This is a genomic window from Bordetella genomosp. 4 (assembly GCF_002261185.1).
In the GTDB taxonomy this organism is placed as follows: Bacteria; Pseudomonadota; Gammaproteobacteria; order Burkholderiales; family Burkholderiaceae_B; genus Bordetella_A.
Genome location: NZ_NEVQ01000022.1, coordinates 371,118 through 388,158, shown reverse-complemented (window position 1 = coordinate 388,158; position 17,041 = coordinate 371,118). Strand labels below are relative to the sequence as shown.

Here is a 17,041-nt window from a genome sequence, read left to right as displayed (position 1 = left end):
GTTCGCCCGCCGATGGCGGCAGCTGTGATCCATCTCCCCGGCGTCGTTACTGTCGCAGCGCTGCCGCTACGACGTCGGCCAGGCCTCGTCCTGCGCTGCCGTCCTCATCCAGACGTGGGTTGTAGATGGTGATCTCGATGCCGACCGCCTTACCGCTCGCTAACGCAATCCGAAGCGCGGTCCCTAGCGCATCCCACGACAGTCCGTCTGGCACGCGAAAATCGACTGCCGGCATGATGTCATCATCGAGGCAATCGGCGTCGAGATGAATGAAGAAACCGTCGAGCTCATCTCGGGTCAGGTGGTCCACCGCTTCGCGCGCGGCGGCTTCGATGCCCTTCGCCCGCACGACGGGAAGATCAATCACTTTGAGCTCCTTGGGAAGCGGTTGGCTGCCGTATTCCTCCTGGTCCTTATGATCGCGATATGCGAATGCGACAGTATCCTCGGGACGGACCAGCGGGCCGCGACCTTCAAGGTCCGTCAGGTGCGACGGGCCGTAGCCGGTGACCCACGCAAGATCCATTGAAGCACCTTCGCCATTCGGCTCCGCCTCAGGCTGAAAGAAATCAGCATTGCCATCGATGAAGAGCAGGCCGTAGCGGCCGCGCCGTCGAAGCGCGAGCATCGAGCCCAGCACAATCGTGCAGTCGCCGCCGAGGATCACTGGAAACTCTCCGGCGTCCAGTATCGTCTCCACGGCGTTGGCAAGCTGCGGCGACCACGCCGCAATTGCCTTGGCATTCAAGACGCCCGTTGTGGGATCGGGCGTAGAATTCTTGGGAGGAACGGCCACTCGCCGGGCACGTCGCGCACGGATGCGCTGCGCGAGACCGAGTTCCAAGAGCCGATCGGGCAAACGTTCCACGCCGTTGGTCGCCAAGCCCAGCGTAGAGGGGGCTTCGAGAATGGCATAGGAGAGGGTCTGCATTCACACCTCCATTAGCAGCTATTTGCAGGGTAAGTCACTACCCTCCGCTCCTGCAACCGTTCAAGCCAGTGGGTGCCAGGACCGATACTTGCTATGGGATTTGAGTTGTGCCGATCACGTCGGTTTTGCAAGTTTGATATCTGACCGATAGCGAAACAGTGTGACTCTTTGTTCCAGTCACCGCCTCCGTAATGACCGTTCAGGTATAAAAAACTCGTACGTGTTCGAGTTTGTCCATTCAGCCCGCCATCCCTCAAGGAGAGCCCAGCCATGGCCAATATACCGAAAAGTCGTTCCGGTGCGTCTGTCATCAAGAGCAAGTCCGATCGCCGTGGAAACGGTGATGAGCTTCATCAGGAAGCAGGTGGGGCACACCCGCCGCTGACCACCAATCAGGGTATCCCGATCTCCGACAACCAGAATTCCTTGCGCCCGACGACGCGCGGGCCGACGTTGCTGGAAGATTTTGTCCTGCGCGAGAAGATCACGCATTTCGACCATGAACGTATTCCGGAGCGTATCGTCCATGCGCGCGGCTCCGCGGTCCATGGTCACTTCGAGTTGACCAAATCGCTGAAGAAGTACACCACCGCTAAGTTGCTGACGGAGACCGGTGCCAAGACTCCAGTCTTCGTGCGGTTCTCTACGGTTGCGGGTGGTGCCGGCTCGATCGACACGCCACGCGATGTGCGCGGTTTTGCAGTGAAGTTCTATACCCAGGAGGGCAACTTCGACCTGGTAGGCAACAACATCCCGGTGTTCTTCATTCAGGATGCCATCAAGTTTCCCGATCTGGTGCATGCGGTGAAGATGGAGCCGGATCGCGGGTTCCCGCAGGCGGCGACTGCGCACGACACGTTTTGGGATTTCATTTCTCTCACTCCGGAATCGATGCACATGATCATGTGGGCAATGTCCGACCGGGCAATTCCCCGTTCTCTGCGCATGATCGAGGGTTTTGGCGTTCACAGTTTCCGTCTGATCAACGAGAAGGGAGAAAGCACCTTCGCCAAGTTTCATTGGCGACCGAAATTGGGCCTGCAATCGACCGTATGGGACGAGGCGGTGAAAATCGCGGGCGCCGATCCGGATTTCCATCGGCGGGATTTGTTTGAGGCCATTCAGCGAGGCGACTTTCCGGAATGGGAGTTGGCCGTGCAGCTATTCACGGAAGAGGACGCCGCGAAGTTTCCCTTCGATCATCTAGACGCGACCAAGTTGATTCCCGAAGAAACCGTGCCGCTCACTGTGATCGGGACCATGGTGCTCGATCGGTGGCCGGATAATTTCTTTGCAGAAACCGAACAGGTAGCGTTCTGTCCGGCCAATATCGTGCCGGGGATCGATTTCAGCAACGATCCTCTGCTGCAGGGGCGTTTGTTTTCGTATCTCGATACTCAGCTGTCCCGCCTCGGGTCACCGAACTTCCACCAGATTCCTGTCAACGCGCCGAAGTGTCCGTTCGCTAACCTGCAACGCGACGGTCATATGCAGATGCAGATTCCAAAAGGACGAGTGAACTACGAGCCTAGTTCTCTGCAGGCCGATACGCCCCGCGAAACCGCATCGGGTTTTCGCAGCTACGCACAACCCGCCGAGGATGGAACCAAGGGGCGCATCCGGCCTGAGAGCTTCGCCGACCACTACAGTCAGGCGCGATTGTTTTACAAGAGCCAGACCGCGCCGGAGCAGGCGCATATCGCCTCGGCGCTGGTGTTCGAGTTGTCCAAAGTAGAAACACTCCATGTGCGGGAAGCCCTCGTCGGGCACCTGCGCCATATCGATGGCGATCTGGCCAAGCGCGTGGCCGATGGCCTGGCGTTGGACAGCCTGCCGCCTGCGCCGCCGGCCGCTGTCAAACCCCAGGATATGCCGCCATCGCCAGCATTGCAGATCATCGGCAAAATGAAAGCCACGCTGGAGGGTAGAGCGGTTGGCATCCTGGTTGACGACGGCTCGGACGCGGCTACGATTCAGTCGCTACGCCAGGCGGCGGAGGCAGCTGGGGCCAGCGTCAAGATCGTTGCGCCCAAGGTGGGCGGCGCCAAGCTGAGCGACGGGACCAAGCTGCCCGCCGACGGGCAGCTGGCGGGAACGCCATCCGTGGTTTTCGACGCGGTTGCTATCGTGTTGTCCGCCGAGGCCGGCAAAAAACTCGCCAAGGAGGCCGCGGCAGTTGACTGGGTCCGGGATGCCTACGGACATCTGAAGGCGATTGCTGCCAACGAGGGGGCGCAAGCGGTGTTGCAGGCAGGAGACGTCGCGAAGGACCCAGGCGTGGTAGGGACCGACGATATTCGCGGTTTTATCGCGGCAGCCAAGACGCGGCAATGGGACCGTGAGCCCAAGGTGCGAATGCTGGCTTGATCCGGTACCTGTCTTGTAGCGAGAGTGCGCTGGCGCCTGTATCCGGCCGCCCGAAGAGCTCGGGCGGCGCCGCGCACTCAGTTTCGCGAGGCAGCGATGTCGGCAACGATCCGGCGTCGAGCTGCAAGCCCGGGTTCGGACTGTCGCTTTACAAGTTCCACGATTGACCGCGGCGCGACATCCGGGCTGCCGGCATTGAACGGCGGCGCCGGATCATATTCGAGCTGGAGTTGAATAGCCTGCGCTTGCTCAGCGCCCGCCAGTTCCGCGGCTACCGTCAATCCGAAATCAATACCCGCTGTCACGCCGCCACCTGTGATGATGTTGCCATCGCGGACTACCCGTTCGTGAGTCGGAATGGCGCCCAAGGGTTCAAGCAATGAGTGAGAGGCCCAGTGCGTAGTCGCTCGCCGGCCATGTAGTAATCCTGCCGCACCCAACAATAACGCTCCGGTACACACGGACGTGATGTATCGAGCGCTGGCGGCCTGTCTTTTGACAAATTCGATGGTCTGGCTGTCCTGCAGCAAATCCGTCACACCACTCCCGCCGGGTATGCAAATAACGTCCAGCGGGGGGCAGTCTTCATAGGTGGTGGTGGGCGTCAAGATAAGGCCGCTGCTGGATGCCACGGGCTCACGTGTTTTCCAGATCAACTGGATCGTTGTGTCAGGCAACGACGCGAGGACATCGTGAGGGCCGGTCAGGTCCAGTTGTTGCACGCGGGGAAATACCAGAAACCCGATTTGAATCGTCATGAGGATGCCTTTTTCAAAGGTAGCGGCGACGCGAGATAACGACGCGGCTCGAGATAGACAGATACATTCTATGCAGGTAGCCTTTGGCGGAATTGCCAATTACCCCTCGGTTTCTGCCAAATCATGTCGACCAAAGCCCGATCCATTTTGCTGCTGGCGTATCCGGACGTTCAATTGCTGGACGTCAGCGGGCCACTGCAGGTTTTTGCCTCGGCCAATGAGCTTTTGGCAGCACGAGGGGGCGCACGGCCCTATGCTCCCAAAGTCGTGTCGGCTGATCCGGGGCTCGTGACCTCGTCCTCCGGCCTGGCCCTGTTGAGCCACTCCCTGCGTACCGTGAGAGGGCCGATCGACACGCTGGTGGTACCCGGCGGGCGCGGCGTCTATGCCGCCACGGCGGATACGCGGCTGACTGATTGGATTCGGCGGCAAGTAGGCAGGTCGAGACGCATCGCCTCCGTTTGTTCCGGTGCATTTTTGTTGGCAGAGGCCGGATTGCTGGATGGACGCCGCGTGGCAACGCATTGGTCGCGCTGCGACGAGCTCGCGAAACGTTATCCAACAGTGCGTGTAGAGGCGGATCCCATATTCGTTCGGGATGGTGACATCTGGACATCCGCGGGAGTGACCGCAGGAATCGATCTAGCCCTGGCGTTATTGGAAGAGGACCTGGGGCGCTCGATGGCGCTGGAAGTCGCTCGTGAGCTCGTCGTCTTTCTGAAGCGGCCGGGAGGCCAATCACAGTTCAGCGCCACGCTCTCGATGCAAAACGCGAACGATCAGTTTGGCGAATTGCACACGTGGATGGGCGAGCATCTGGGCTCCGACCTGTCCGTTCCTGTGTTAGCCAGACGGCTCCACATGAGCGAGCGCAGTTTCATGCGCCACTACAAAGCAGAAACGGGTATGACGCCTGCGCGTGCGGTTGAGAAACTTCGGGTCGAGACGGCACGGCGGCTGCTTGTCGATACCGCGTGGTCGGTCAAGCGTATCGCCGCCCGTTGCGGATTTGGCAACGAGGAGGGCATGCGGCGTAGTTTCATCCGATTGCTACGGATCAGCCCTCAAGCGTACCGGGAGCGCTTCTCGATTGCCTGACCGGAGTTGGGCCGGAACGGCTACCTCGTTTACTTTCCTGCCGTATAGTCTTTCATCACCTGAGTCATGAATTCTGCTTTAGCGACGCGGCCGTCGCGGTTCGTGTCCATCGCCACAAACTGACTCTCGGTGACTTCCTTAGGGAAATCGTTCTTGCCGAGATAGCCGTCCGAATCCGCGTCCAGTTTTCCAAAGGCCGCGTCCATGAAAGCCCGGTATTCTGTTTGGCTCACGTTGCCGCTGCGATCGGTATCGAGTTGTTGGCGTTGCTCCGCCGTCATTGAGGTCGATGCGGGAGGCGATGCCGCTGCGGTGCAGAGGACAGGAAACAGGACGAGTGCGCCAATTGCGCCCGAAAGTGTGGTTTTATTCATGCGTGCTCCTTCAGTTCGCGAACAGCCTACTGCACTGAGCATAACTGCTTTTCCCATGGTCTCCAACCCTCCTGCGACAAGGACAGCATTCAATGCAAGCTAGCGAAATTATCGAGACTTTAGGCATGCAGCGTCACCCGGAAGGCGGTTGGTATGTCGAGACTTTTCGTGATGTACGCGGCGAAACGCGCGCTCATTCAACGGCTATCTACTATTTGCTGGAGGCCGGTGACAGCTCCCACTGGCACCGCGTGCGCGATGCGGCGGAGGTCTGGCATTTCTATGCCGGCGAGCCATTGCTTCTCTCGCTGTTCGATGGCAATCAGGTCGAAGACATCACGCTCGGTATCGATGTGGTGAATGGCGAACGGCCGCAAGCCGTAGTGCCGGCTAATGTCTGGCAAGCAGCCCGCCCGCTAGGGCGTTACACGCTGGTAGGTTGTACCGTCGCGCCCGGGTTCGAGTATGCCAGCTTCGAGTTGGCTCCCTCTGGTTGGAGTCCGTGATGGTGTTAGTGAACCGTTTCAGCTCAAACCCGCGACATTGATCGCCCTTGCTCCGCAAACCTGAACCAGCTCGTAATCATGGCTGGCGAACAGCACCACGCGATCCCGAGACCAGATTCGGAATTGTTCGGCCAGCGCGGCGCGGGCTTGTGCGTCGAGCCCGTTGCTGGGGCCATCTGCGATGATGACCGCCGGGTCGCCAATGGCGGCGGCCGTCAGAAAGACTTTGCGGCGTGTCCCTGTCGACATTTGATCGAAGCGCTTGTCCAGATGAGGCGTCAGCCCCAGCCGAGAAGCAAGGTCGAGTACGGCCTCATCTATGGGGGCTTTCTTCTCCAAAGCCACCTGCTCGAGCAAACCTTTGCCCGTCTGCTCGGGAAACGCCAAGCAATTGTCGGGCACGTAGGCCAGCCGGGATTTTGCCTGTCCAGCGGCATTGATGATCGAATGCCCATCGATCCAGACGTCTCCTTCATCCGGAGCGAGCACGCCTGCGATAACACGCAGCAAGCTGGATTTGCCTGTGCTGTCTTCTTCGCATAGCGCCACGCATTCAGAGGAAAAAGATTGCGTCAGCCCCTGAAATACGAGGTGATCGCCATAGCTTTTGCTGAGGTTGTCGATGCGTAGCATATTGGATGTATGTGCTGATGTTCTGGTCATGCAAGGTCTGGGCTATCAGTCCGGCAGGGCGTAGGCCACCAGATAGTCTCCCATCTTGGTGCCGAACGAGGCATGGCCACCGGCCATCACGACCACATATTGTTTGCCATTGACAGCATAGGTCATCGGCGTGGCTTGGCCGCCCGCGGGCAGACGTCCTTCCCACAGCAGTTCACCGTTGCTGACGTTAAAAGCGCGCAGATAGTTATCTTGCGTGGCTGCGACGAACATCACGTTGCCGGCAGTCGAGATGGGGCCCCCCAGGCCGGGCACGCCGATCTTCAAGGGCGGCAGTTGGAACAGCTGCGGCAGGCTGTCGCGTATGGTGCCTATGCGCTTTTTCCATACCACCTGGTGGTTCTGCAGATCGACGCCTGCGACGTAGCCCCAGGCCGGGGCCTTGCACGGCAGGCCTAGCGGCGACAGGAAAGGATTCAGCTCGACGCCATACGGCGTGCCGTACATGGGCTGCACGCCGCTTTCTGCGCCCGCGTGTTTCTCTTTATGCGGGCGATTCGCGTCTTCGGGTATGAGCTTGGAGACAAAGGGCAGGCCGATGGGATTCATCAGTGCCACTTGTCGATCCTGGTTCACCGACATGCCGCCCCATTCGAACACGCCGAGGTTTCCGGGAAACACCAGCGTGCCGTTTTCAGAAGGCGGCGTGTAGATGCCGTCGTAATTCAGGCGTTTGAATATCACACGGCACATGAGCTGGTCGAGCATCGTGGCGCCCCACATGTCCTTGTCCGTGAGCTTTTCCTGCGGCGCCAGATTCAGGGCCGAGAACGGTTGCGTCGGGGCGTAACGCTCGTCGCGTGTCTGCGGACCGCGTGCGACATTCTGCGGCACGGCTTTTTCCGTCACGGGCACGATAGGCTGCCCGTTGCGGCGGTCAAGCACAAATACGTTGCCGGTCTTAGTGAGCACATAGATCGCCGGCATGGTCTGGCCATTCGCCAGTGTCACGTCCATGAGCGACGGTTGCGCCGGCACGTCCATATCCCACAGGTCGTGGTGCGTCGTCTGGAAATGCCAGATGAGGCGCCCCGTCGTGGCGTCCAGCGCCAGCATGGAATTGGCATAGCGTTCTTTCAACGGATCGCGGTCTCCGCCCCAGATGTCTGGGGTGCCTACGCCAGTCGGGACGTAAACGACGTCGCTCTGCGCGTCATAGGCCAGCGGCGCCCAGGCATTCGGCGAGTTGTGCACGAACTGCGTGGCCTCGCCCGGCATGGCGTTCGGATCCTGCGCGCCGGTGTCGAACACCCATTTCAGCGCACCAGTGCGCACGTCGTAGCCGCGAATCACGCCAGACGGCTCTTTGTTGGAAAAATTGTCCGTGACCGATCCGCCTATGACGATGGTGGTTGATGTCACCACGGGCGGCGAGGTGGGGTTGTAGCCGCCAGGATAGGCATGAGGCATGCTTTTTTGCAGGTCGATCTCACCGTCGTTGCCGAAGTCGCTGCATTTCTGGCCGTTGTCGGCATTCACGGCAATCAGGCGGCCATCGTTGGCGGGCAGCAGTATCTTTCGTGGGCAGATGGTAGACGCGGTGCTGTCACCCTTGGCGAGGCTGGCCGGAAAGCGCTCAGTGTTCCCGGCATCGTGGTAGGACACGCCGCGGCACGTCAGATGCTGGAAGGTCTTGTCGGCTTTCAGTTTCGGGTCGTAGCGCCATAGGCGTTTGCCGGTGGCGGCATCGAGCGCGTCGAGAAACTGATGGGGCGTACATAGGAATAGCTTGTCGCCGACTTTGATGGGCGTGACCTCGTTGGTGGTCTCGGCGGAATCATTCTCCGTACGAAAATCGCCCGTGCGATAGGTCCATGCGACTTGCAGGTTTTTGGCGTTACTGTCATTGATCTGCGTGAGCGGCGAGTAGCGTACGCCGCCTTCGGTGCGCCCGTAGGATGGCCAGTCCTCCGCGGCGACTCCGGATACGGGCTTTGCCTCGGCCGGTTGCGCGCGGCTGAGGGTGCCGTTGATTTCCTGCGGGTCGTTGAATATGCCGTATCCCAACACGCCCAGCATCGCTATCATGGCTATGCCGATAGCGGCTTTCGCGGGGCGGGGCGCGGCAAAGCCGCGCGTGGCTGGCGGTAGCAACAACCATAGGCCCAGCAGGAAAAGGATGTCATAGCGCGGCGCCAGTGCCCAGAAATCGGTTCCGGCCTCCCACACGCCCCAGACCACGGTGGCCGCCAGCACCAGCGCGTAAAGCCACAACCCCGTCTCACGATTGCTCCACAGCAGCCCCGCGCACACCAGCAGCACGATGCCCAGCACGGCGTAGTACCACGAGCCGCCCAGCGTCGCCAACCAGACGCCGCCCACTAGAGAATAGAGCGCAATGATCAGCAAGATTACCCAGCCGATAGTCTGGGCCACGCTCCTGTATTGACCGTTGGTATTCATGGCGTGATCCTTTAGGAGTGAGATCAACAACCCATCCATCATACCGGTTCGTAGTACAACGGTATGCGGCCTTTTTGAAGTCGCCTGTACAGCCACCGCCTGCACGGTGGCTGTTCGGGACGGGGTTGCTCAAGCAGCCCCGCCGGCTCGGCCAAGAGCGCTATTCGCCGAACTTGATGCCCTGGGCGAGCGGCAGCTGGCGTGTGTAGTTGATCGTGTTGGTGGCGCGGCGCATGTAGTTGCGCCATGCATCCGAACCGGATTCCCGACCGCCGCCCGTTTCCTTTTCACCGCCGAACGCGCCACCAATTTCAGCGCCCGAGGTGCCGATGTTCACATTGGCGATCCCGCAGTCCGAGCCCGATGCCGACAAGAAGGTTTCGGCTTCGCGCAGATCATTGGTGAAGATGGCCGATGACAAGCCTTGCGGCACACCGTTGTGTAGCGCCAATGCCGCGTTGAAATCGGTGTAGCGCATGACGTAGAGGATAGGCGCGAAGGTTTCGTGACACACTACGTCGGTCTGGCCGGGCATCTCTGCGATAGCGGGGCGTACGTACCAGGCATCGGGATATTCCTCGGCCAGCACGCGTTCGCCGCCGGTCACCTTGCCGCCCTGTTCGCGCGCGGCCTTCAGCGCCGCCTGCATAGTGTCGAACGAGGCGCGGTCGATCAGCGGGCCGACCAGGTTGCTCGCGTCCAGCGGATTGCCGATAGGTGCGCTGGCATAGGCTTTGTGCAGACGCTGCAACAGATCGTCGGCCACGCTTTCGTGCACGATCAGGCGGCGCGTGGTGGTGCAGCGCTGACCCGCCGTACCGATGGCGCCGAACACGATCCCGCGCGCGGCCATGTCCAGGTCAGCCGTCGGGCCGACGATGATGGCATTGTTGCCGCCCAGCTCCAGCAGCACGCGGCCGAAACGCTGGGCCACGCGTGGTCCCACTTGTCGGCCCATGCGGGTCGACCCGGTGGCCGACACCAATGCTACTGTAGGCGAGTCCACCAGCGCTTCCCCGATGTCTCGGCCACCGATCAGCACCTCCACCAAACCGGCGGGAGTCTCGCCGAAGCGCTGTGTGGCCTGGGCAAAGAGCGCCTTGCAGGCCAGTGCGGTCAGCGGTGTTTTCTCTGACGGCTTCCACACTACGGCATTGCCGCAGACGAGTGCCAGCGCCGCGTTCCAGGACCATACGGCGACTGGGAAATTAAAGGCGCTGATCACGCCGACCACGCCCAGCGGATGCCACGTCTCCATCATGCGGTGGCCAGGGCGTTCGGATGCGATGGTCAAGCCATACAGCTGGCGTGACAGGCCGACCGCAAAATCGCAGATGTCGATCATTTCCTGAACTTCGCCTTCGCCCTCCGCGATGATTTTGCCGGCCTCCAGACTGACCAAGCGGCCCAACTCGCGCTTGTGCTGGCGCAGAATCTCGCCGAACAGACGGACCAGTTCGCCGCGGCGCGGCGCTGGGACGTCACGCCACACCAAGCTAGCCTGATGCGCGCGCGTGATGGCGGTGTGGGCCTGGGCGGCGCTGTGTTCATGCACCCGGGCTAGTTCGGCGCCGTCGATGGGGCTGCGCGCGCTCAGCGTTCCTCCAGTCAGCGAATCCGCATTCAGGCCGAGCGCTCGCAAGATTTCTTGAGGGGTGTCCATGCCAGTTCCTTCGCTTTTTAAGGGTTATGCCTAAGTGGCGATTCTGGAAAAAAATTTACTATACGAAACTCTGACGTGAAATGCGAAACCTTTTCTGCAGGGGACTCCGTGACGGATCCGTTGTTGGTTGTGCAAGCAGTCACCAAGACCTATCACCGTGATGGGCAGGCCCCTCATCGCGCGCTGGACACCATCAATTGCGAGCTCGGCAAGGGTGAGGTAATGGCGGTGGTGGGGCCCTCGGGCTCCGGCAAGAGCACCTTGCTGCGCACCCTGAACGGGTTGGAGAGTATTGATAGCGGCACGATCCGTGTGGAGGGTGTGTCGCTCACCGATCCGAACACCGACGTCAATCTATGGCGTACCGAGGTGGGCATGGTGTTCCAGCATTTCAATCTGTTCCAGCACCGCACGGCGCTGGACAATGTCGTGCTGCCACAACGAGTGGTGCGCGGACGCAGCCGAGCTGAAGCCGAGCGCCACGCCCGCGAACTGTTGGGCCGCGTCGGCATGGCCGATTATGGTGATCGTTACCCGAGCCAGCTGTCTGGCGGCCAGCAACAACGCGTCGCTATTGCCCGTGCGCTGGCCATGGATCCCAAGCTGATGCTGTTCGACGAGGCGACCTCGGCGCTCGATCCGGAAACGGTGGGCGGCATCCTGGAATTGATGCGAACCTTGGCGCGCGAGGGCATGACCATGGCCGTCGTAACCCATGAAATGAATTTTGCCCGCGACGTAGCTGACCGTGCCTTGTTTATGGACGCTGGCCGTATCGTCGAAATGGGTACGCCCGACGAAGTTTTCTGTCATCCCAGAGAGGCGCGCACGCGCGCGTTCCTGGAGATGATCCTGTAGTTCCAGCAGCAAAGAAGCAAACAAGAAGCACGGGCGCGTGATGCGCTGTGCCCGGAATGATAGGAATCCATTCACCACAAGGGGTTAGACATGCTGAAAATTAAACAATGGCTAGGCGTGGCGGGTCTCGCGTTGGCAGCTGCGGCGGTCAGCGTTCCTGCACAGGCCGACGAGCTGGCGGACATCCTCAAGCGCGGCGAGCTACGGGTGGCGGTCCAGACGTCAGGGCCGCTCATGAGTTTCATGGACAAAAACGGCAAACGCACCGGTCTGGCTGTGGAAGTGGCAAAGCGCATGGCCGACGACCTGGGCGTAAAGCTGGTGCTGCAGGACTATGAGTGGAAGGGCCTGATTCCCGCGCTGCTGTCGGGCAAGGCCGATATGGTCGCTGCCGACATGACGCCCACGCCGCAGCGCGCAGCGCAGGTGCTGTTCTCGCTGCCCATGTTTTACGCCGACACGGTCGCAGTCGTCCCCAAGGACTCGCCGTATAAGTCGTATGGTGAACTCGACAAAGAGGGCGTGACCGTCGGCGCGCTGGGGGCCAGCACGTATGCGGAGGTAGGCAAGAAAATGCTGCCCAAGGCCACCCTGAAGGAGTTCTCTGGCGGCAGCGCCCCGGTAGGGCAAGCCCTGTCCAGCGGCCGCTTGGATGCCGGCATCATGTCGTTATCCACCGCCAACCAGTTTCTGGCGGACTTCGGCACCCTGCGGGTGTTGGATGGCGTCATGGTGCGTGAGCCCTTGGCCTTTGCTGTGGGTCCCAATGCCGTGCGTCTGAAGTTCTGGCTGGATAACTGGCAGACCCTGAAGACTGCTGATAACTCGCTGCCTGAACTGGTCAAGTATTGGTATTCCACCGAGTGGAAGAAAGAGCACTGAGCTCATGGACTGGCTGATCGATTTTTATAACTGGCGCATCGTCAGCCAGTACGCAGGCGAGTTTGCGACCGGCCTGGGCAACACGCTCATTGCTGCTGGCGCGAGCCTCGTGCTATCGGTGTTGGCGGGCATTCCGATAGCACTTGCCCATATGTCGTCGCGGGGCATGGTTTGGCGTCCCGTGGCGGCTTATGTGCAGTTCATCCGTTCGACGCCGCTCCTGGTGCAGATCTATCTGGTCTACTATGCCGTGCCATACTTGGTGCCAGGGGCCAAGGGTTGGAGCGAGATGCTGCTGGGTATCATCGCAATGACGCTGCACCACGCTGCCTACATGAGCGAGATCATTCGCGTGGGCATCGAATCTGTGCCGCGAGGTCAGATTGACGGTGCCAAGGCCTGCGGCATGAATTACCGCCAGCGTTTGCGCTACGTCGTGCTGCCTCAGGCCTTCGCCAATACGCTGCCACCGCTGCTAGGCCAGACCGCGGTGCTGATCAAGGATACCTCCTTGCTGTCATTGATCACCGTATTCGAACTGGTCGCCGCTGGCGTGCAAATGAACAGCGACCGTATCGTACCCAGCGAGAGTTTCTTGACCATCGCAGCCGGCTATCTGTTGATCTACGGTTGCATGCTGCTGTTGTCCAAGGGCGTGAGTCTCTGGCTGGCGGGTCCTGCCTGGAACGCGAGGTGATCATGCTGGACTCCTATCTTTCCACCGCAGGCGTCGTGCTGCCCTTCCTGTTGAAGGGCTTCTGGGAAACGCTGAAGGTTTCCTTCGTGGCTATCATCGCCGGCTCGCTGCTGGGATTCGTGATCGGCGTGATCCGCAGTTATCGAATCCGCGGCGTGCATCAGTTGCTGGGGTTGTATATCCACGTGTTGCGCGGTACGCCGTTTTTGGTGCAGCTCTACATCTTCTATTTCGTGTTGCCCAGCACCGGCATCGAACTCCTGCATTGGGATTCCGCCACGGCGGCGTTTGTGTCGCTATCAGTCTACACGTCCTGCTATGTGGCAGAGATCGTCACGGGCGCTATCCAGTCGGTACCGCGTGGCCAGACCGAGGGCGCGATGACGCTCGGCCTCAAACCTCTGCAAATCCTGTGGCTGGTTATTCTGCCGCAGGCCATGCGCCTCATCGTGCAGCCGATGAGCGGCGTCTACGTCATGTTGATCAAGAGCACAGCCATTCTGTCGGTGGTGGGCATCACCGAACTGACGCGGCAGGGCGAAGTATTCATCATCACCTTTCCGTCCAAATCGCTCTTTATCTACGGCATGATCGCGGCCATCTATTTCATCTACTGCTATCCGCTGCTGCGTCTGGCCAACTGGCTCGAAAGGCGGCTGGCCGGCGGCCTGCAGGGCGCAAGTCTGCACTGAGACAGAGCATCATGGCATCCGAGTACGTTGACACTTATTACCGCCGTACGCTGGCCGACACCGGCACCTACTATCCATCGTTGACGGGGGCCGATAGCACCGATGTCTGCGTGATAGGAGGAGGGTTGGCTGGTTTGTCCACCGCGCTTGAACTGGCACGGCGCGGGCGTGAAGTGACCTTGCTGGAAGGGCGGCGCATCGCCTGGGGCGCATCGGGCCGCAACGGCGGATCGGTGTCGCCTGCCTTTGCTGCAGGCACGGATACCATACGCCGGCACGTGGACGAAGACCACTACCGTCAGCTATACCGGCTTTCTATGGAAGGCGTGGAAATCATCCGCGCCAATATCCGCGATCTGTCGATCGACGACGCGCACAAGGTAGACGGCCGTTTACGCGTGGTGCGCTATGAGGCGACCGACGCGCTGCGGCAATGGTGCGATAGCCAGCAGCGCGACTTCGGCCGAGATGTCCGCTTTCTGACCCGTGCCGAGGTGCGTGAGCGGCTGCTATCGGACGTCTATCACCAGGGGATCGAAGATCCTTCGTCGTTTCACTTTCATCCGTTGAACTACGCTCGCGCGCTGGCCCGCGAATGCGCGCGGCTGGGCGTGCGGATTCACGAGGATACTGCCGTCCAGCATGTCGAACTGGACGCCGCAGTCAAGCGCGTGAGAACCGGGCAGGGCCAAGTCGACGCCCGCTCCGTGGTGCTGGCCACCGGCGGCTATACGGATGGAATCGTGCCCGCGTTGCGCCGGGCAATGCAGCCGATAGTCACCTACATCATGCTGACGGAGCCTCTGGGCGATCGGGTCCGGGACGCCATCCGCACCAATGCCGCCATCGGCGATGACCGCCGCGCCGGCAACTATTACCGGGTACTCGATGGCGGCCGGATTGGTTGGGGCAGTAGAATCACCACCCGTGTGAACGATCCGCCGGATCTGGCAGAGTCGCTGCGTCGCGAATTACTTTCCGTTTACCCTCAGCTGACCGGGTTGAAGGTCGAGACGGCATGGTCGGGACGCATGGCCTACGCGCGGCACCTGATGCCACAGATTGGCCAGTTGGCTCCGGATGTCTGGTACTGCACGGCGTTCGGCGGACATGGCATGAATACCACCGCGATTGGCGGCCGAGTCGTCGCCGAGGGCATCGCAGGCGATACCCAGCGCTACAAGTTGTTTGCCCCCTTTGGGCTTGCATGGGCCGGTGGCAGTGTCGGCAGGGCGGCGGTTCAATTGACTTATTGGTCGTACCAGGCCCGCGACTGGTGGCGGGAGAGGCGGTCGCGGGCATGACAGGGCGTATAGATGGAAGACGACAAACAGAGCGTGTTGGCACAACGGCTGAGAGCCTTGCGTCGAGCGCGGACTTGGACTTTGAAGCAGGCGGCAGCGGCTACCGGCGTGTCCGCGTCCACGTTGTCCAAAATCGAGAACGGCCTGCTGTCGCCTACCTATGACAACTTGATCAAGATCGCAGCGGGCCTGGATCTGGACGTGGCCGAATTGTTCACAGCATCGGACGCCCATATGGGCACCGGACGCCGCAGTCTCAGCCTTGCGGGGGAAGGACGCCCGTACGAAACGCCGTACTACGACCACCGTCTGCTGTGCACCGCGCTGTCGCACAAGCGCATGATGCCGTTCCATACCCGAGTGAAGGCTCGCTCGTTTGAGGAGTTCCACGACTGGAGCCGCCATCGGGGCGAGGAGTTTGTCTACGTCCTGGAAGGTGAAGTCCAGCTCTACACCGAGTTTTACGAGCCGGCCCGCCTGCGAGCGGGCGAGAGTTTCTACATCGACAGCCGCATGGGCCATCGAGTGATCAGCGTGAGCAAGAAAGACGCGCTGGTACTGTGGGTGTCTACGCACGCAGACATCGGCGAGGAGTAAACCTTCCGGTAGTTCGAAAGGCTTACTTTGCAGTAACCGTCAGGCCAGACGCATCATCCAGCCGTGACGGTCAGCCGTACGGCCATACTGGATATTCGTCAATTCCTCGCGCAAGGCCATGGTGAGCTTGCCTGCGGGCGCATTCTCGTCGCCCACGGTGAAGTCGGCTCCTTTCAGCACCGATATCGGCGTGACCACCGCTGCGGTACCGCAAGCGAAAGCCTCCACGATCTCGCCTGATGCAAAGCCATCGCGCCATTCTTGTACCGAGACTTTGCGTTCTTGCACCTCATGGCCGCGGTCACGGGCCAATTGAATGATGCTGGCGCGGGTCACGCCCTCGAGAATGCTGCCGGACAACTCGGGAGTGACCAAGGTTCCGTCCTTTCGGACCAGGAACACATTCATGCCGCCGAGTTCTTCGAGGTATTTGCCCTCGAGCGGGTCCAGGAACAGCACCTGAGCGCAGCCGTTTTCGTAGGCTTCCTGTTGAGGCAGCAGCGAGGCTGCATAGTTGCCGCCGCACTTGGCAGCACCCGTACCCCCCTTGGCCGCACGCGCGTAGTCGGTCGACAGCCAGATCGAGACGGGCTTGACCCCGCCGGCGAAATACGAGCCCGCCGGGCTGGCGATCACGTAGTAGGCCGCACGGTGCGCCGAACGAACACCCAGGAAGCTCTCGTTGGCGATCATGAACGGACGCAGGTACAGGCTGGTTTCCGGTGCGGATGGCACCCAGGGGGCGTCGACGGCCAGCAACTGCTTGAGCGACTCGATGAATATCTCGGTGGGCAGTTCCGGCAGGGCCAGGCGGCGCGCGGAGCGCTGCATGCGTTCCGCATTGGCTTGCGGACGGAACGTCCAGACCGAGCCATCGGCATGGCGGTAGACCTTCAGGCCCTCGAAGATTTCCTGCGCATAATGCAGGACCGAGGCCGCCGGATCCAGCTGCAACGGACCGTAAGGCCGTACCTCGGCATCATGCCAACCCTTTTCCTTGGTCCAGTCGATCGAGACCATGTGATCCGTGAAATATTTCCCAAACCCGGGATCGGCCAGGATGGAGTCGCGTTCGGCGACCGTCCGCGCTGTCGTAGAACGTATCGTAGTGAAGGAAACAGGAGAAGAGACGGTGTTGGACATGGGAATATTCGCTAGTTCACTGAAATAACGGCTTGAATCAAAAGGCAAAGCCGCAGGCCGGGATCACGTGCCCGTTGTCAGCAAGTG

At 60.7% G+C, this 17,041-nt stretch carries 16 protein-coding genes; 9 read left to right on the top strand and 7 right to left on the bottom strand.

What is annotated here, in order from left to right:
* Nucleotides 1-46: 46 nt before the first annotated feature.
* Nucleotides 47-931, bottom strand: a complete 885-nt coding sequence (locus CAL20_RS23025) for an arginase family protein (protein ID WP_094839115.1) — start codon at nucleotides 929-931, stop codon at nucleotides 47-49.
* A 270-nt stretch (nucleotides 932-1,201) separates the two neighbouring features.
* Here CAL20_RS23025 and CAL20_RS23020 point away from each other — a divergent pair, with 270 nt between their 5' ends.
* Entirely contained in the window at nucleotides 1,202-3,298 is a 2,097-nt protein-coding gene (locus CAL20_RS23020; protein ID WP_094839114.1) for a catalase, read from the top strand.
* 77 nt (nucleotides 3,299-3,375) lie between these two features.
* On the opposite strand, the gene CAL20_RS23015 is transcribed toward CAL20_RS23020, so the two are convergent.
* Nucleotides 3,376-4,056, bottom strand: coding sequence for a DJ-1/PfpI family protein (locus CAL20_RS23015; protein WP_094839113.1), 681 nt, complete (start codon nucleotides 4,054-4,056; stop codon nucleotides 3,376-3,378).
* 123 nt (nucleotides 4,057-4,179) lie between these two features.
* On the opposite strand from CAL20_RS23015, the gene CAL20_RS23010 reads away from it, so the two are divergent.
* Nucleotides 4,180-5,154: a GlxA family transcriptional regulator gene (locus CAL20_RS23010; RefSeq protein WP_094839112.1), complete on the top strand. Its 975-nt coding sequence runs from the start codon at nucleotides 4,180-4,182 to the stop codon at nucleotides 5,152-5,154.
* A gap of 29 nt (nucleotides 5,155-5,183) precedes the next feature.
* Here CAL20_RS23010 and CAL20_RS23005 read toward each other — a convergent pair whose 3' ends face one another.
* Entirely contained in the window at nucleotides 5,184-5,528 is a 345-nt protein-coding gene (locus CAL20_RS23005) for a hypothetical protein (protein WP_094839111.1), read from the bottom strand.
* 92 nt (nucleotides 5,529-5,620) lie between these two features.
* Here CAL20_RS23005 and CAL20_RS23000 point away from each other — a divergent pair, with 92 nt between their 5' ends.
* Nucleotides 5,621-6,034, top strand: coding sequence for a cupin domain-containing protein (locus CAL20_RS23000; protein WP_094839110.1), 414 nt, complete (start codon nucleotides 5,621-5,623; stop codon nucleotides 6,032-6,034).
* Nucleotides 6,035-6,052: 18 nt separating this feature from the next.
* Here CAL20_RS23000 and CAL20_RS22995 read toward each other — a convergent pair whose 3' ends face one another.
* The 3 genes from CAL20_RS22995 to amaB all read right to left on the bottom strand — a co-directional run bounded on the left by CAL20_RS22995 (nucleotide 6,053) and on the right by amaB (nucleotide 10,781).
* Nucleotides 6,053-6,667 (bottom strand): ABC transporter ATP-binding protein, encoded by a 615-nt coding sequence (locus tag CAL20_RS22995; RefSeq protein WP_094823411.1) that lies wholly within the window; start codon nucleotides 6,665-6,667, stop codon nucleotides 6,053-6,055.
* A 45-nt stretch (nucleotides 6,668-6,712) separates the two neighbouring features.
* Entirely contained in the window at nucleotides 6,713-9,118 is a 2,406-nt protein-coding gene (locus tag CAL20_RS22990) for a glucose/quinate/shikimate family membrane-bound PQQ-dependent dehydrogenase (RefSeq protein ID WP_094839109.1), read from the bottom strand.
* 160 nt (nucleotides 9,119-9,278) lie between these two features.
* A complete protein-coding gene (gene amaB / locus CAL20_RS22985) occupies nucleotides 9,279-10,781 on the bottom strand; it encodes an L-piperidine-6-carboxylate dehydrogenase (protein WP_094839108.1) in 1,503 nt (500 codons plus the stop codon).
* Between the two features lie 108 nt (nucleotides 10,782-10,889).
* On the opposite strand from amaB, the gene CAL20_RS22980 reads away from it, so the two are divergent.
* The 6 genes from CAL20_RS22980 to CAL20_RS22955 all read left to right on the top strand — a co-directional run bounded on the left by CAL20_RS22980 (nucleotide 10,890) and on the right by CAL20_RS22955 (nucleotide 15,811).
* Nucleotides 10,890-11,639 carry an amino acid ABC transporter ATP-binding protein gene (locus tag CAL20_RS22980; RefSeq protein WP_094823738.1) on the top strand — a complete coding sequence of 250 codons (750 nt, stop codon included), beginning with the start codon at nucleotides 10,890-10,892 and terminating at the stop codon, nucleotides 11,637-11,639.
* 90 nt (nucleotides 11,640-11,729) lie between these two features.
* Nucleotides 11,730-12,521, top strand: a complete 792-nt coding sequence (locus tag CAL20_RS22975) for an ABC transporter substrate-binding protein (RefSeq protein WP_094823408.1) — start codon at nucleotides 11,730-11,732, stop codon at nucleotides 12,519-12,521.
* Nucleotides 12,522-12,525: 4 nt separating this feature from the next.
* Nucleotides 12,526-13,218 (top strand): amino acid ABC transporter permease, encoded by a 693-nt coding sequence (locus CAL20_RS22970; protein ID WP_094823407.1) that lies wholly within the window; start codon nucleotides 12,526-12,528, stop codon nucleotides 13,216-13,218.
* 2 nt (nucleotides 13,219-13,220) lie between these two features.
* Nucleotides 13,221-13,910 carry an amino acid ABC transporter permease gene (locus CAL20_RS22965; RefSeq protein ID WP_094839293.1) on the top strand — a complete coding sequence of 230 codons (690 nt, stop codon included), beginning with the start codon at nucleotides 13,221-13,223 and terminating at the stop codon, nucleotides 13,908-13,910.
* Nucleotides 13,911-13,921: 11 nt separating this feature from the next.
* A complete protein-coding gene (locus CAL20_RS22960; protein WP_094839107.1) occupies nucleotides 13,922-15,214 on the top strand; it encodes an NAD(P)/FAD-dependent oxidoreductase in 1,293 nt (430 codons plus the stop codon).
* Nucleotides 15,215-15,226: 12 nt separating this feature from the next.
* Nucleotides 15,227-15,811 carry a helix-turn-helix domain-containing protein gene (locus CAL20_RS22955; RefSeq protein ID WP_094839106.1) on the top strand — a complete coding sequence of 195 codons (585 nt, stop codon included), beginning with the start codon at nucleotides 15,227-15,229 and terminating at the stop codon, nucleotides 15,809-15,811.
* 39 nt (nucleotides 15,812-15,850) lie between these two features.
* Here the strand turns inward: CAL20_RS22955 and CAL20_RS22950 are convergent, their stop codons facing one another.
* Nucleotides 15,851-16,954: a branched-chain amino acid aminotransferase gene (locus tag CAL20_RS22950; RefSeq protein WP_094839105.1), complete on the bottom strand. Its 1,104-nt coding sequence runs from the start codon at nucleotides 16,952-16,954 to the stop codon at nucleotides 15,851-15,853.
* Nucleotides 16,955-17,041 lie beyond the last annotated feature (87 nt).